The sequence below is a fragment of the Pseudomonas sp. MWU12-2345 genome (assembly GCF_023242385.1).
GTDB lineage: Bacteria > Pseudomonadota > Gammaproteobacteria > Pseudomonadales > Pseudomonadaceae > Aquipseudomonas > Aquipseudomonas gingeri_D.
Genome location: NZ_JALLJA010000010.1, coordinates 146,657 through 159,853, shown reverse-complemented (window position 1 = coordinate 159,853; position 13,197 = coordinate 146,657). Strand labels below are relative to the sequence as shown.

The window sequence follows — 13,197 nt, the reverse complement described above, 5'->3', positions numbered from 1 at the left end:
GACGATCGCGCTTAGTTATTTTGTGTTGCGGTTGTAGGCGCTGAGGACGGCTCTACCCCGGTGCCTTGCAATCGAGTCGAGACTGATCATGTACCAGCCTAAATCTGTCGCCTACAGGGTGCGTCGTATCCAGTACAGGGAGGGTCGCTTCCAGTGTCGGTGAGGTCGTTTACAGCTTTTTTCCGGCCTTTTTTCCCCTCTGCGCCGCAAAAAAACGCCGGAAATTACCTGTGCGCGGAAGCTGGCGTTGCTGGGCATGGGTGCGTCGGTGTGAGACGTCGTGTGGGCTTTCAAAAGGCTGATGATGCTTTATCCCGGCGGATTGCGATGCTTGAGCGTAGCAGCTTCGCCACCGGACGCTCAGGCGTCTGGAACAGGCACTCAGAGGACTTCGCAACAATGGCAATCAGCGTGTTTGACCTGTTCAAGATCGGCATCGGCCCTTCCAGCTCCCATACCGTGGGGCCTATGCGCGCTGCGGCGTTGTTCGTCCAGGGGCTGCGTGAGCGGGGGGAGCTTGCGCAGGTGACGCGGGTTGAAGTGCAGCTTTACGGTTCGCTGTCGGCCACCGGCATCGGTCATGGCAGCGACAACGCGGTGATCATGGGCCTGATGGGCGAATGGCCGGATGCGATCGATCCGTCGCAGATCGGCCTGCGCATCGCCACCTTGCGGGAAACCGACACCTTGCTGCTGGATAACCGCCTGGCGATTCCGTTTGTCTGGGCGCGGGACATGCGCCTGATCGACGAGAACCTGGCCTTTCACCCCAATGCCATGACCCTGGTCGCTTTCGGCGAAGAAGGTAAAGAACTGCATCGCGATACCTACTACTCGGTGGGCGGCGGTTTTGTCGTCGACCAGGCCCAGGCGGAAAGCGGCGTGGCGGATATGGACCGCACGGTGTTGCCGTATGATTTTTCCAGTGCGGTGGAGTTGCTTGAGTTGTGTCAGCGACATGGCCTGAGCGTTGCCGAGCTGATGCTGGCCAATGAAAAGGTCTGGCGGGGTGAGGACGAGATTCGCAGCGGCCTGATGAAACTCTGGCGGGCGATGCAGGATTGTGTGGAGCAGGGCCTCAAGCACGAAGGCATCCTGCCTGGCGGTTTGAATGTGCGCCGGCGCGCGGCCAAGTTGCACCGCAGCTTGCAGGAGCTGAACAAACCCAATGTGATCGGTTCGACCTTGAGTGCGATGGAGTGGGTGAACCTGTTCGCCCTGGCGGTCAACGAAGAGAACGCGGCGGGCGGGCGCATGGTCACGGCGCCGACCAACGGCGCGGCGGGGATTATCCCGGCGGTGCTGCACTACTTCATGAAGTTCAGCGAGGTGGTGACCGACGCCAATGTCGTCGACTATTTCCTCGCGGCGGCGGCGGTGGGCATCCTGTGCAAGAAGAACGCCTCGATCTCGGGGGCCGAGGTCGGCTGCCAGGGCGAAGTGGGTTCGGCTTGCGCCATGGCGGCGGCGGGCTTGGCGCAGGTGCTCGGGGCGACGCCGGAGCAGTTGTGCAACGCGGCGGAAATCGGTCTGGAACACAATCTGGGGCTGACTTGCGATCCTGTCGGCGGGTTGGTGCAGGTGCCGTGCATCGAGCGTAATGCGATTGCGGCGGTGAAAGCGATCAACGCGGCGCAGATGGCCTTGCGCGGCGACGGTCAGCACTTTATTTCCCTGGACCGGGTGATCCGCACCATGCGCGATACCGGGGCCGATATGCATGACAAATATAAAGAGACTTCGCGGGGTGGGTTGGCGGTTAGTGCGGTGGAGTGCTGAGGTCAGCCCACTGCCAAGACTGTGCATAAATCGACCACTGTCCCTGGGACGCGCCACCTTTTGGCGCGTCGCAAACAGGTAACTGATAGGCCTTCGCAACACCCGCTTTTCACCCTGTTACCGCCGGTCGACTGTGCTTGCGGTGACACTCCTTCCCGGCGCCGCTCAGCGCCCGGAACACAAGTGCTACCGAAGTGCTCAAGCCCCTTGAGCCGGGAGCTTACAGACCTTTCCCACGCCTTATAACCCGCACTCGTGGCAAGGGCTATATAGACACACCGCGACGTCGTTTTCAGGAGTTATTGAATACCCATTCAACTTTCGGCATGGCAATTGCTCTGTCATTACAAAGCCCCTCTCCGCGAGAGATCGAGGGCCATAACAAGAGCCTCCGCCTGAGGCCATCACCCGCTTTGTGTGAGGAGATTTCGCGATGACGTCGTTCCAGCCCGGGGCTCAACCCCAGAACCGTGCGCCTCAATCCATCGGCTTCCTGCTGCTGGACAATTTCACGCTCATTTCCCTGGCTTCCGCCGTAGAACCCCTACGGATGGCCAACCAATTGTCCGGCCGCGAGCTGTATCGCTGGACGACCCTGAGCGTCGACGGCGGACAGGTCTGGGCCAGCGACGGCCTGCAGATCACCCCTGATGCTTCCATGCACAAAGCGCCCGCCATGGACACCGTGATTGTCTGCGGCGGCATTGGCATTCAACGTACTGTCACCCGTGAGCATGTGTCCTGGTTGCAGAGCCAGGCGCGTCAGTCGCGTCGCCTCGGCGCCGTGTGCACCGGCAGTTGGGCCCTGGCCTGCGCCGGGTTGCTCGACGGTTTCGATTGCAGCGTGCACTGGGAATGTCTGGCCTCGATGCAGGAAGCTTTCCCGCGGGTGGCCATGAGTACCCGTCTGTTCACCCTTGACCGTAACCGCTTCACCAGCTCCGGTGGCACAGCGCCGCTGGACATGATGTTGCACCTGATCAGCCGTGACCATGGCCGTGAATTGTCGGCGGCGATCTCGGAGATGTTCGTCTACGAGCGTATCCGTAATGAACAGGATCACCAGCGTGTGCCGCTCAAGCACATGCTCGGCACCAACCAGCCGAAGTTGCAGGAAATCGTGGCGCTGATGGAAGCCAACCTGGAAGAGCCGATCGACCTGGACGAACTGGCGGTGTATGTCGCCGTGTCCCGTCGACAGCTGGAGCGGTTGTTCCAGAAGTACCTGCATTGTTCGCCGTCGCGCTACTACCTGAAGCTGCGGCTGATCCGGGCGCGGCAGTTGCTCAAGCAGACGCCGATGTCGATTATCGAAGTGGCATCGGTGTGCGGGTTTGTTTCGACACCGCACTTCTCCAAGTGCTACCGCGAGTACTTCGGTATTCCGCCGCGTGACGAGCGTGTGGGTTCCAACACTACGCAGCAGGTGGCGATGATGCCGATTCCGCAGGCGTTGGTATTGGCGCCGTTGTCCGGGCCGATGTCGGCGTTGAGCCAGGCGCGTAATGAGTCGACGTTTGCCAGTGTGAGGCTATAAGCCCGGCTGTTCGGGGTGGCCCCGTGTGGTGAGGGGCCCCAGGCCAATTAAGTCTGAAGCCAGGCGCGGTCTTGTGGCGAGCGGGCTTGCCCGTGCTCGGCTGCGCAGCAGCCGCAAAACCGGGCTCCTCGTTCTAACTGATAGACCGCGATTTTCGGTTTTAGGGGCGCTTCGCACCCCAGCGCGGGCAAGCCCGCTCGCCACAAATCTCGCCAGACTTTAGACCGTTCTTAACTGAACGACATCAGCGCAACCCCTCACCACAACGAGGGCTACGTTCAGGGCCGCGTTTGCTGATATTGCGCCAACGCCGGCAACAGCTGCTTGTCTATCGCCTGGCGCACGGCCGGCAGAATCGTCGCGCTGCTGGTGTACATATCCTTGACCATCTTGCGCAGCTCATAGGCCCGGGCGTCGTCCAGGCCGCGTACCGCACATTCGCAGGCTTGCTCGGCGGTGGCACCGCTCGGCACTTGCAGGCCGAGGGATTTGAGCTGGCCCAACAGGTCTTCCTGGTCAATCAAATCCGCGTACATCATGGCGCTGGTCCTTGTTCCGATGTGATCGTGCTTCGATTCTGGTAGCCCTTAGCGGTGTCGGCAAGAGCCGATTGCCCGAGTGGCTCTGATACCTATGAACAGGTCGTTTTCGACTAACTCGTGGGCAGGGCAAGCGAGCACACTGGGTACCAGTAGATCTGTCGACGGTTTGGTCACCCTCGGCGCGGGTCTCTGCGGACACACTCTCTCACCCCGATCCTGTCACGGCTTGATCGGGGTTTTTTTTGCCTGTGGAAGAGGTGGGGCGGGATGTTGTGTTTGCCGGGACTGTGAAGTAGCCAAGCGCATTGGAGGTTACCGTGTGTTACATCCGCTCAGCCGAAGGTGGTTGCGATTTGACCAGTAGTTGCTTAGCATTGGCCACGACTACGCAGACAGCAGAAAATTTGTCGGCGGAGCTGCGAAGGCCCAGGTAAGCCAGGGTCATATGAAGGGAAATTGTAGGCGTTTGGGTTGTTCTGCTTCGGTGCGGGAGACTTGTCTACAAGGCCGTCCTTCCTCGTAGTCAACTAATGTTTCGAATCTTGGCCTCGGTCGCATGATAAGCGGTGACCGGGGCCAAGTATTTTTCGGCACCCTCCTGACAGACTTTTACGACCGCCAGGGCGTAGTAGTTTGCGGCGCCTACTCTTACTTTTCGACCCGTATTGAAGATGATTCCTTGTGCGCTTTTGGGCTTGTTGAGCCCGATCTGGCTATAGGGAGAGTAGGCGTTCGTCAAAATTTCCAGCGCCTGTTCAGGGCTGCAGTGGTCCTTGGTCTCCCGTGATTCCAAGGGGTGGGCAATGGCCGTAAGATCAATCAGGATTCCACGGCGATTCGGCACAGGCCAACCTTGCTGCCTGCAAATCTTTTTGATTCTGTCGAATTGTTTTGGCGTCATCAGATAGGTGAAGACCGGTGCATGTTGGACCTGCTTAAGCGAGACGCCAGTGCTCCGAACGTTCAGCACTACGTGCATCAGCTCCCGAAAGGCGGCGGCCAAGGCGATGTCCCCTGGCGGGGTGTTTTTATTTGTCATGTTTGCTGTTGAGGCAATAGGTATCGCCCAGAGGGGCGAGAGATGACGGTGCCGAGCGTGTCATGGACTTGAAGCCGGTACGCTAGGAGCGAGCGGTCGATACTCTCATGTCGGTGTACTTGCCACGAGACGGTTTGGGCTACGGTTGTGTTGCGTGCTATTTCGTCTCTGGCCCCGACGTATTTGCTCAAACATTCCGCCCCGTACTTGCTTGCATATAGCTGCGCAACGTTTCTATAGTCCTCCTTGTCATTGCCACTTCAATGACTGGACGTCGCGGTCCATTTACGGAGCCATACAATCAACCTCGCATTGAGGGTGGTTTGTTAGCCTTGAAATGGAGCCAGTCATGACGAACTACATTGCGTTTCAATCCAACACCACAGAAAGCCCCGTCCTGTTCTTCAATCCTGATGCACCCTTGCGTGACCTGTGTGCATTCGCCAGTCGCCGGCTGCGTGGCGCCCGCGATCTTTCGCAAACCTTGACCTGTGCCACGATCAACAATCTGGATGAGCAGGATTTCCGGCACGTGCTGGAGGTGATGTACGCGTTGCTCGATGATGGTTGCGAGGTGCTGGAAGTGGTGGAGCAACGGGTAATGAAACAGCCGGGTCGGGTTCAATAGGCGGACCGCGTTATCGTTCTTCGCGGGCAAGCTCCGCTCCCACAGTTTTGTGGTGTGCACAGCATTGGCGTACGACACAAAACCTTTGGGAGCGGAGCTTGTCGTATCGCCGCAGCGCCGCGAAGAGACCGTATCCAACTGTGTTCCCGACCAATGGTTTGCAGAGGGATTCTCTGATCGCAGCGAATGCCTTAGCCGCATAGTAGCGCTGGAGGTGTTGTCAGATTTCGCAAATAGAAACCCCCGATGCTTTCGCATCGGGGGTTTTGTGAGTCACTTTATCGGCCTGTTCTTTCGCGTTTCCGCTTATCCCGCTCACTGGCTAGGGGTGATTTGCATCACCGAAATCAACACCCCTTGCTTCCAAGGTTCCGGTCAGTGTCGACGGGAAGACGTTAGCGTTCTGACCAAAAAGTAGCAATCGTGGCTAAATGCCTAGTTGCTCAAGACAGTGTGTTCGAACGATCAGGGCTCAACGCTGTAACACCAATATCCGCGACAACAATTCATCCCTATCGATATAGCAGCCCTGGAAATGCCGGGCCCCGGTGGCCGGGTCGAAGGCATTGCGGGCGTGCAGGGTGCGGCGGTTGTCGAAGCACCACAGTTCACCCGGGTTGAGCCGCCGCATGATCCGGAAGCGCGCTTCACGGGTCATGGCAATAAAGCGCCGATAGGCTGCGTACAGCACCGGCATCTGTTCTACCGAGGCCTCGAACGGGCCCCGCAGGAAGTTGGCCATGCGGATCTCGCTGACCTGCCCCCTGCTGTCCAGCGCAATGACCGGCGCCAGGCAGCGGTAGTCGCTGTGCCGGTCCTTGTTGCGAAACTCCACCGGGATTTCGCTCAGGGCGCGGAACGCCGCCGGGTCTTCCCGGCGCAGCGCGTCGGCAATGGCAAAGCCATCGACGAAAATGCTCTCGCCACCCTCGGCATCATTCACCAGGCAATGCAGGAATTGCAGGCCCGGTTGCAGCTCGCGGGTCGGCAGGTCGCTGTGCAACGGCAAGTTGAAGGCGGTGTAGGCGTTGCTGTCGGCGTCGGCCTTGGATTGCACGTTAAACAGCACGCCGAAATTGGTCTGGCGGATAAACGAGATCAGCTTGGCCACCTCGGTCAGTGAACCAGGCTCGGTCGGTACGCCACGCACCTGGGTCAGGCCGGTGTCGCGCAAGGCCAATAGCCAGTGCAGCAGGGTTTTCGGGTCCTCCTTGAGGGCGGCGAACTCGAATACCGGCAACTCCAGGCTGCTGCTCCACAGCCGGCTTTTCGGCTTGCCGGCCTGGCGCTCGACCCGCGACTCGTCGTCATAGGCGTGCGCCCGCAGCCAGCCCGGGTCGAAGCGGCTGGCGTGACCGTCCTGCCAGTCGATGCACAGGCAGCCAGTGTTGTCGATGCGGATGGTGGCGGGGGCCAGGCCCTCGGGCACATCGACGATTTCCAGCACCTGTTCGCGGGTCACCGTGTACACGCACTGCGGGCACGGGCAGTTGTCCCGTAGCCACACGTGATGGTACGGACTGATACGCCCGTCCGCCCAGTAGACCTCGATGCGATCCGGCAGAGGATGCGCGGCGGTCAGGGCACTGATCAGCGGGTAACTGCGGAAATCGGCAAACGCGGCGGCGGTGTTCACGGTGAGCTCCTTTTCGGGGGATTCTTATTTTTTCGCGGGCAATCCAATCACGCGGCCGATGTATTCGGGGGGCGGCAGGTCGCTCTGGCCTTCGATGATGGCTTGCAGTTTTTCCAGCGCGGCGTCGGTGAAGGGGGCCGAGCGCGGGCCGGCGAGGTCGACGTGGAGCAGCATCTGTTCGTTGCCGGCCAGTTCCTTGTCGCCGCCCGGCAGGTGCAGGCTGTGGTAGAGGTGCAGGCGCTTGGCGTCGTGGCCGATGATCTGGGTGCGTACTTCGACCTGGGCGCCGAGTTTGACTTCGTGCAGGTAGTTGAGGTGCAGTTCGAGGGTGAACAACGAGCTGCCGGTGGCTTCGCGGTTATCGCTGTCCATGCCCAGGCGCAGCATCAGGGCGTCGGTGGCGTAGCTGAAGATCAGCAGGTAGAAGGCATCGCGCAGATGGCCGTTGTAGTCGACCCAGTCGGGGATGACTTCGGTGGTGTAGGTGGTGAGGGTGGGCATGGTGGGTGTCCGAAGAGGTGAACAGATCACGAATGAGGGGTGTCTGTCAGGCCGTCTTCGCGGGCAAGCCCTGCTCCTACAGTCCAGCGTCGAATGATTTTTTGCGTACGACACAAAACTGTAGGAGCAGGGCTTGCCCGCGAAAGGGCCCGCCCAGACACCGAAAAACTTACTCGCTGAAACTCATGCCATGTTTGGCCTTGGTGGTCTTCACCGCCTCCAGCACCGCCAGCAGGCAGTCGTCACGATAGCGTTCCAGGGCCGAGATGCTGTGTTTGCCCAACTGATCGCTGGTCCCGTCGACCACATCGTCAATCAGCTTCTCGGTCAGTTCCGGTGCAGGCAGGTAAGTCCAAGGCAACTGCAACGCAGGACCAAACTGGGCCATGAAGTGCCGCATACCCGCATCGCCACCGGCCAGGGTGTAGGTCAGGAAAGTGCCCATGAACGACCAGCGCAGACCGGCACCAAAACGAATTGCATCGTCAATTTCGCCGGTGGTGGCAACACCGTCGTTGACCAGGTGCAGAGCCTCGCGCCACAGCGCTTCGAGCAGACGGTCGGCGATAAAACCTGGGACTTCCTTGCGCACATGCAGCGGGCGCATGCCGAGGGATTCATAAACTTTCATCGCGGCTTGCACGGCTTCAGGGGCGGTGTTCTTGCCGCCGACCACTTCCACCAGCGGCAGCAGATACACCGGGTTGAACGGGTGACCGACCACGCAGCGCTCCGGATGGGTGGCGCCTTCGTAGAATTCGCTGGGCAACAGGCCCGAGGTGCTGGAGCCGATCAAGGCGTTGGGCTTGGCCGCGGCGCTGATCTTGCCGTGCAGTTCGAGTTTCAGCTCAAGACGTTCCGGGGCACTTTCCTGAATGAAGTCGGCGTCTTTCACGCACTCTTCGATAGTGGCGACAAAACGCAGGCGGTCTTGCGAAGCGCCTGGAGCCAGGCCTTGTTTCTCCAAGGCTCCCCAGGCGTTGGCGACGCGCTTGCGCAGGGCCGCTTCGGCGCCGGGCGCCGGGTCCCAGGCGATCACATCGAGGCCGTGGGCGAGGGCGCGGGAGACCCAGCCGCTGCCGATGACACCGCTGCCCAGGGCGGCGAAGGTTTTGATTTCGGTGATAAAGCTCATGGCAACTTCCTGCGCAATAGGGTTTTGGCAATACGATCACTTGTAGGAGCAGAGGTGTGTCAGTGGATCAACCGCGCTTGGTCAGCCCCATCTTCACCCGCCCTTCGGCCGGGGTCAGGACGCGGGCACCGAGACGGCTGAGGATTTCCGAGGCGCGCTCGACCAACTGGCCGTTGGTCGCCAGCACGCCCTTGTCCAGCCACAGGTTGTCTTCCAGGCCGACCCGCACGTTGCCGCCCAGCAGCACCGCTTGCGCCGCCATCGGCATTTGCATGCGGCCAATGCCGAAACCGGCCCACACCGCACCCGCCGGCAGGTTGTCGACCATGGCTTTCATGGTGGTGGTGTCCGCCGGAGCGCCCCACGGAATGCCCAGGCACAGTTGGAACAATGGGTCGTCCAGCAGGCCTTCCTTGATCAGTTGCTTGGCAAACCACAGGTGGCCGGTGTCGAAGATTTCCAGCTCGGCTTTCACGCCCAGCTCTTGAATACGTTTGGCGCCAGCGCGCAGTTGCGCCGGGGTGGAGACGTAGATGGTGTCGCCGTCGCCGAAATTCAGGGTGCCGCAGTCCAGGGTGCAGATTTCCGGCAGCAGCGCCTCGACGTGAGCCAGGCGGGTCAGCGGACCGACCAGGTCGGTGTTCGGACCGAACTCCATCGGGTTTTCGCCGGCACCGATTTCCAGGTCGCCACCCATGCCGGCAGTGAGGTTGACGATGATGTCCACGTCCGCCTCGCGGATACGCTCCATCACTTCGCGATACAGGGCCACGTCGCGGCTGAATTTGCCGGTCTCGGGGTTGCGCACGTGGCAATGGACCACGGTGGCGCCGGCCTTGGCCGCTTCCACGGCAGCCGCCGCGATCTGTTTGGGCGTGACCGGAACGTGAGGGCTTCTGCCGGTCGTGTCGCCAGCACCGGTGAGTGCGCAGGTGATGATGACGTCGTGGTTCATGGTGCGGGTTCCTTACAGGCGTGGTGGTTCACACCGCAGCCATCAGGGGCTGCGGGTGCGATTTTCGGTGATTTACTTGCTGGTCAATTGCAGGTTGTCGGCGGCAGGCTTGCCATCGAAGGTGGTCACACCTTCCAGCCAGCGGGCCTTGTCCTGCGGGTGATCCTTGAGCCACTGCTTGGCTGACTCCAGCGCGTCCTTGTGGTCGAGCAGCGGTTGCATCATGCGGCTCTCGTCGGCTGCGCTGAAGGTCAGGTTGCTCAGTAGCTTGTTCACGTTCGGGCATTGTTCGGCGTAGGTCGGCGCGGTGACGATCCAGACGGTGGCCATGCCTTCGTTCGGGCCCAGGGCGTTTTCGCTGCCGGTGAGGTAGGTCATCTGCACGTTGACGTTCATCGGGTGCGGCGCCCAGCCGAAGAACACCACGGCTTCCTTGCGCCGCACGGCGCGATCCACCGCCGAGAGCATGGCCGCTTCACTGGATTCCACCAGTTGGAACTTGCCCAGGCCGAACTGGTTCTTGGCGATCATTTCCTTGATCTGGGTGTTGGCGCCCGAGCCGGGCTCGATGCCGTAGATCTTGCCGCCCAGCTCTTTCTCGAACTTGGCGATGTCGGCGAAGGTCTTCAGGCCCTTGTCGGCCAGGTAAGTGGGCACGGCCAGGGTGGCGCGGGCATCCTTGAGGCTCGGTTCGGCCAGGACCTTGACCTGCTTGGCGTCGACGAACGGGGTGATGGTCTGGGTCATCAGCGGGTTCCAGTAGCCCAGGAACATGTCCAGGCGCTGGTCGCGGATGCCGGCGAAGATGATTTGCTGGGAGGCGCTGGTCTGCTTGACCTGGTAGCCCAGGCCATCGAGCAGCACCTGGGTCATGGCACTGGTGGCCATGACATCGGTCCAGTTGACCACGCCGAGGCGAACGTTCTGGCAGGAGGCTTGGTCCGCGGCCATGACCCCTGTGCTCAGGAGCGCGGTACCGGTGAGTGCAAGCGCACAGCGGCTGATCAGTCGTTTCATGATGGTTTCCTCGGCAGGACGTTATTGTGGGGCCCGGCGTCTTCGTGCGCCGGTGATGCCACGTTACGCAGCCCGGCCTTGCTGAAAACGCACAGCGGCGACCGACTCTTGCACAGCAGCGACCTGTGCTCTTGTGGCCGTCGTGCAACTGGCGTATCACGTCGGGAACGCTACCCGTCTTGCGAGCGCGTTCCATGTCCCAGGATTTCTATTTCTTGTTGATGCCGGGTTTTTCGGCGATGGGTTTTATCTCGGCGATCGAGCCCCTGCGGGTGGCCAATCGCTTTCGCGGCGAGCTGTATCGTTGGCATGTATTGAGTGCCGATGGTGGGGCGGTGCTGGCGAGCAATGGCATGTCGGTCAACGCCGATGCGGCGCTGGAACCGTTGAAGAAGGGGGCGACGTTATTGGTGGTGGCGGGTTTCGAGCCGCTGAAGTTCGCTACCCCGACGTTGGCGCACTGGTTGCGGCGTCTGGACCATGAAGGCGTGACGTTGGGCGGTATCGACACCGGCAGCGTGGTGCTGGCCGAAGCCGGTCTGCTGGAAGGGCACCGGGTGACCCTGCACTGGGAGGCGCTGGAGGCCTTCAAGGAATCTTATCCACAGCTGGAAGTGACCCAGGAGCTGTTCGAGATCGACCGCCGGAGGATCACCTGCGCCGGGGGGACTGCGTCCATCGACATGATGCTCGACCTGATCGGCCAGGCCCACGGCCCGGAACTGGCGATCCAGGTGTCCGAGCAGTTCGTGCTGGGGCGTATCCGCCCGCGCAAGGACCACCAGCGCATGCAGATCGCCACGCGCTACGGCATCAGTAACAAGAAGCTGGTGCATGTGGTCGGGGAGATGGAACAGCATATGGAGCCGCCGTTGAGCACGCTGGAGCTGGCGGAGTCGATCAAGGTCACGCGGCGCCAGTTGGAGCGTTTGTTTCGGCTGTATCTGAAGGACACGCCGAGCAATTTCTACCTGGGCTTGCGGTTGGAGAAGGCGCGGCAGTTGTTGCGCCAGACGGACATGAGCGTGCTGGAGGTGAGCATCGCCAGTGGGTTCGAGTCGCCATCATATTTCACCCGCAGCTACCGGGCGCGATTTGCCCAGTGTCCGCGGGAGGATCGGCGCGGGATCAAGGTGTAGGTGGTGTTGCGCGCAGCACCGGGCATGAAGGCCGAACACCACCCTTTGTGGGAGCCGGCTTGCTGGCGATGGCGGCCGATAAGGCGATGCAAGACTCCCTGGCCTCATCGCCAGCAAGCCGGCTCCTACAGGGTGGCGGTGTTGAAAGACCCGGCTTACTTTTTCATCAGCGCCGCACAGGCCGTCTTATAGGCTTCATGCTGATATTTGTTCAGCGTGGCCGGCAGGGCGAAGTCGAACTTCTTGTTCTGCGCGTTGATGGTCTGCGGTGACAGCAGCGTCACCTCGCAGTTTTCCAGCAACTGGAAAATCCCTTCGATCTTGAAAGTGGTCGGCCCACCGGCAAACTCACCTTTCTTGCTGCGCTTCTTGATAGCAATGCGCTCGATGCCCGCATCCTGGATAAAGGCTTTGACCTGGGCGGCGAAGGCTTTGACGTTGGCGGCCTCGTCATCCTCGTCCAGGGCGATTTTCTTGATGGCGACGGCCACGTGCGCGAGGGCGCTGCCCTGCAAGGTGGCGATGGCGAAGATGGCTTCGCTGCCTTTGATTTCGATGCCGCAGAGGGTCATTGGAGTCCTTGGAGCGTTGGGGGAGGCGCCATGTTACCCCTTGTAGGAGCGAGCTTGCTCGCGATGGTGGTCAACGATAACGCGGGAAGTCTGATACCCCGTGGTGTCTGGCCATCCATCGCGAGCAAGCTCGCTCCTACAGTAGGGCAGCGGCGATTAGCCGGAGGCGCTCAGTAGTAGACACCCTCCTCACGAAACCTGGCCATCTGCCGGTAATTCCAGCACAGCAGGCAAAGGCACAGCGTAATCAGGCTCACACTGGCGCTGAAGATATAGAAGTCCGCGCGTTTGAAGCTGAATTCGCTCTTCAGGCTGTGAAAGCTCGGGAACCAGTCGGAATAGACGATCTGCACATGATCGCCGATCTGGTACGTCGGGTTCGCCACCATCGCGTTCAGGGAGTGAACGCCCTGGCCGCGGTTGCCCAACTCGTAGTCGAAGGCGTAGTAGATATCCGCTGGGGACGCCTGTCTGCGGGTGTCGATGATTTGCGTGATGGTGCCGGTCACTTCCCGTGGCGCCGCCTTGATGGCGGCATACAGCAGCCCGCCGCTCTTGGATAACGCCGCCATGCCAAAGGCCAGGAAAATCAGGAAAAGCAGCAGGACGCCTCGGGTAAAGAGGTAGTCATGTTCGGTTTCTCGGGGCGCGTACATTCAAGTTCCTTTTGAATGAGTGGGTTCACTGCCCAGTCTAGTCGCTGTCCGTGGCCCGTGC

General features: G+C 60.8%; 13 protein-coding genes. 4 read left to right on the top strand and 9 right to left on the bottom strand.

Annotated elements, in window-relative coordinates; all coding sequences use genetic code 11:
* Positions 1-399: 399 nt before the first annotated feature.
* On the top strand, positions 400-1,779 hold the full coding sequence (locus M5C71_RS20420; RefSeq protein WP_100942537.1) for an L-serine ammonia-lyase: 1,380 nt from the start codon (positions 400-402) through the stop codon (positions 1,777-1,779).
* A 433-nt stretch (positions 1,780-2,212) separates the two neighbouring features.
* A complete protein-coding gene (locus M5C71_RS20415; protein ID WP_103499851.1) occupies positions 2,213-3,316 on the top strand; it encodes a GlxA family transcriptional regulator in 1,104 nt (367 codons plus the stop codon).
* Between the two features lie 278 nt (positions 3,317-3,594).
* Here M5C71_RS20415 and M5C71_RS20410 read toward each other — a convergent pair whose 3' ends face one another.
* On the bottom strand, positions 3,595-3,855 hold the full coding sequence (locus M5C71_RS20410; protein WP_177098491.1) for a hypothetical protein: 261 nt from the start codon (positions 3,853-3,855) through the stop codon (positions 3,595-3,597).
* A gap of 526 nt (positions 3,856-4,381) precedes the next feature.
* Entirely contained in the window at positions 4,382-4,897 is a 516-nt protein-coding gene (locus tag M5C71_RS20405) for a hypothetical protein (RefSeq protein WP_248768612.1), read from the bottom strand.
* Between the two features lie 349 nt (positions 4,898-5,246).
* Between M5C71_RS20405 and M5C71_RS20400 the strand changes: the two genes are divergently transcribed.
* Positions 5,247-5,525 carry a hypothetical protein gene (locus tag M5C71_RS20400; RefSeq protein WP_248768611.1) on the top strand — a complete coding sequence of 93 codons (279 nt, stop codon included), beginning with the start codon at positions 5,247-5,249 and terminating at the stop codon, positions 5,523-5,525.
* 472 nt (positions 5,526-5,997) lie between these two features.
* Here the strand turns inward: M5C71_RS20400 and M5C71_RS20395 are convergent, their stop codons facing one another.
* The 5 genes from M5C71_RS20395 to choX form a co-directional block, all read right to left on the bottom strand.
* Positions 5,998-7,161 (bottom strand): gamma-butyrobetaine dioxygenase, encoded by a 1,164-nt coding sequence (locus M5C71_RS20395; RefSeq protein WP_248768610.1) that lies wholly within the window; start codon positions 7,159-7,161, stop codon positions 5,998-6,000.
* A 24-nt stretch (positions 7,162-7,185) separates the two neighbouring features.
* Positions 7,186-7,662 carry a thioesterase family protein gene (locus tag M5C71_RS20390; protein WP_248768609.1) on the bottom strand — a complete coding sequence of 159 codons (477 nt, stop codon included), beginning with the start codon at positions 7,660-7,662 and terminating at the stop codon, positions 7,186-7,188.
* Between the two features lie 169 nt (positions 7,663-7,831).
* Positions 7,832-8,797, bottom strand: a complete 966-nt coding sequence (locus tag M5C71_RS20385; RefSeq protein ID WP_100942532.1) for an L-carnitine dehydrogenase — start codon at positions 8,795-8,797, stop codon at positions 7,832-7,834.
* A 67-nt stretch (positions 8,798-8,864) separates the two neighbouring features.
* A complete protein-coding gene (locus M5C71_RS20380) occupies positions 8,865-9,752 on the bottom strand; it encodes a 3-keto-5-aminohexanoate cleavage protein (RefSeq protein ID WP_100942531.1) in 888 nt (295 codons plus the stop codon).
* Between the two features lie 72 nt (positions 9,753-9,824).
* Entirely contained in the window at positions 9,825-10,769 is a 945-nt protein-coding gene (choX, locus tag M5C71_RS20375; protein ID WP_248768608.1) for a choline ABC transporter substrate-binding protein, read from the bottom strand.
* Between the two features lie 194 nt (positions 10,770-10,963).
* Here choX and M5C71_RS20370 point away from each other — a divergent pair, with 194 nt between their 5' ends.
* Positions 10,964-11,908: a GlxA family transcriptional regulator gene (locus tag M5C71_RS20370; protein WP_100942529.1), complete on the top strand. Its 945-nt coding sequence runs from the start codon at positions 10,964-10,966 to the stop codon at positions 11,906-11,908.
* A 155-nt stretch (positions 11,909-12,063) separates the two neighbouring features.
* Here the strand turns inward: M5C71_RS20370 and M5C71_RS20365 are convergent, their stop codons facing one another.
* Together M5C71_RS20365 and M5C71_RS20360 are read right to left on the bottom strand one after the other, a co-directional pair.
* A complete protein-coding gene (locus M5C71_RS20365) occupies positions 12,064-12,480 on the bottom strand; it encodes a DUF3010 family protein (RefSeq protein ID WP_248768607.1) in 417 nt (138 codons plus the stop codon).
* Between the two features lie 170 nt (positions 12,481-12,650).
* Positions 12,651-13,136, bottom strand: a complete 486-nt coding sequence (locus M5C71_RS20360; RefSeq protein WP_248768606.1) for a DUF3592 domain-containing protein — start codon at positions 13,134-13,136, stop codon at positions 12,651-12,653.
* Positions 13,137-13,197 lie beyond the last annotated feature (61 nt).

What these genes read in the sequence shown, in the direction of transcription:
- M5C71_RS20370 (WP_100942529.1), top strand. Translation starts at nt 10,964, where the DNA reads ATGTCCCAGGATTTCTATTTCTTGTTGATGCCGGGTTTTTCGGCGATG.
- M5C71_RS20400 (WP_248768611.1), top strand. Translation starts at nt 5,247, where the DNA reads ATGACGAACTACATTGCGTTTCAATCCAACACCACAGAAAGCCCCGTC.
- M5C71_RS20420 (WP_100942537.1), top strand. Translation starts at nt 400, where the DNA reads ATGGCAATCAGCGTGTTTGACCTGTTCAAGATCGGCATCGGCCCTTCC.
- M5C71_RS20365 (WP_248768607.1), bottom strand. Translation starts at nt 12,480, where the DNA reads ATGACCCTCTGCGGCATCGAAATCAAAGGCAGCGAAGCCATCTTCGCC.
- M5C71_RS20380 (WP_100942531.1), bottom strand. Translation starts at nt 9,752, where the DNA reads ATGAACCACGACGTCATCATCACCTGCGCACTCACCGGTGCTGGCGAC.
- M5C71_RS20385 (WP_100942532.1), bottom strand. Translation starts at nt 8,797, where the DNA reads ATGAGCTTTATCACCGAAATCAAAACCTTCGCCGCCCTGGGCAGCGGT.
- M5C71_RS20405 (WP_248768612.1), bottom strand. Translation starts at nt 4,897, where the DNA reads ATGACAAATAAAAACACCCCGCCAGGGGACATCGCCTTGGCCGCCGCC.
- choX (WP_248768608.1), bottom strand. Translation starts at nt 10,769, where the DNA reads ATGAAACGACTGATCAGCCGCTGTGCGCTTGCACTCACCGGTACCGCG.
- M5C71_RS20360 (WP_248768606.1), bottom strand. Translation starts at nt 13,136, where the DNA reads ATGTACGCGCCCCGAGAAACCGAACATGACTACCTCTTTACCCGAGGC.
- M5C71_RS20390 (WP_248768609.1), bottom strand. Translation starts at nt 7,662, where the DNA reads ATGCCCACCCTCACCACCTACACCACCGAAGTCATCCCCGACTGGGTC.
- M5C71_RS20410 (WP_177098491.1), bottom strand. Translation starts at nt 3,855, where the DNA reads ATGATGTACGCGGATTTGATTGACCAGGAAGACCTGTTGGGCCAGCTC.
- M5C71_RS20415 (WP_103499851.1), top strand. Translation starts at nt 2,213, where the DNA reads ATGACGTCGTTCCAGCCCGGGGCTCAACCCCAGAACCGTGCGCCTCAA.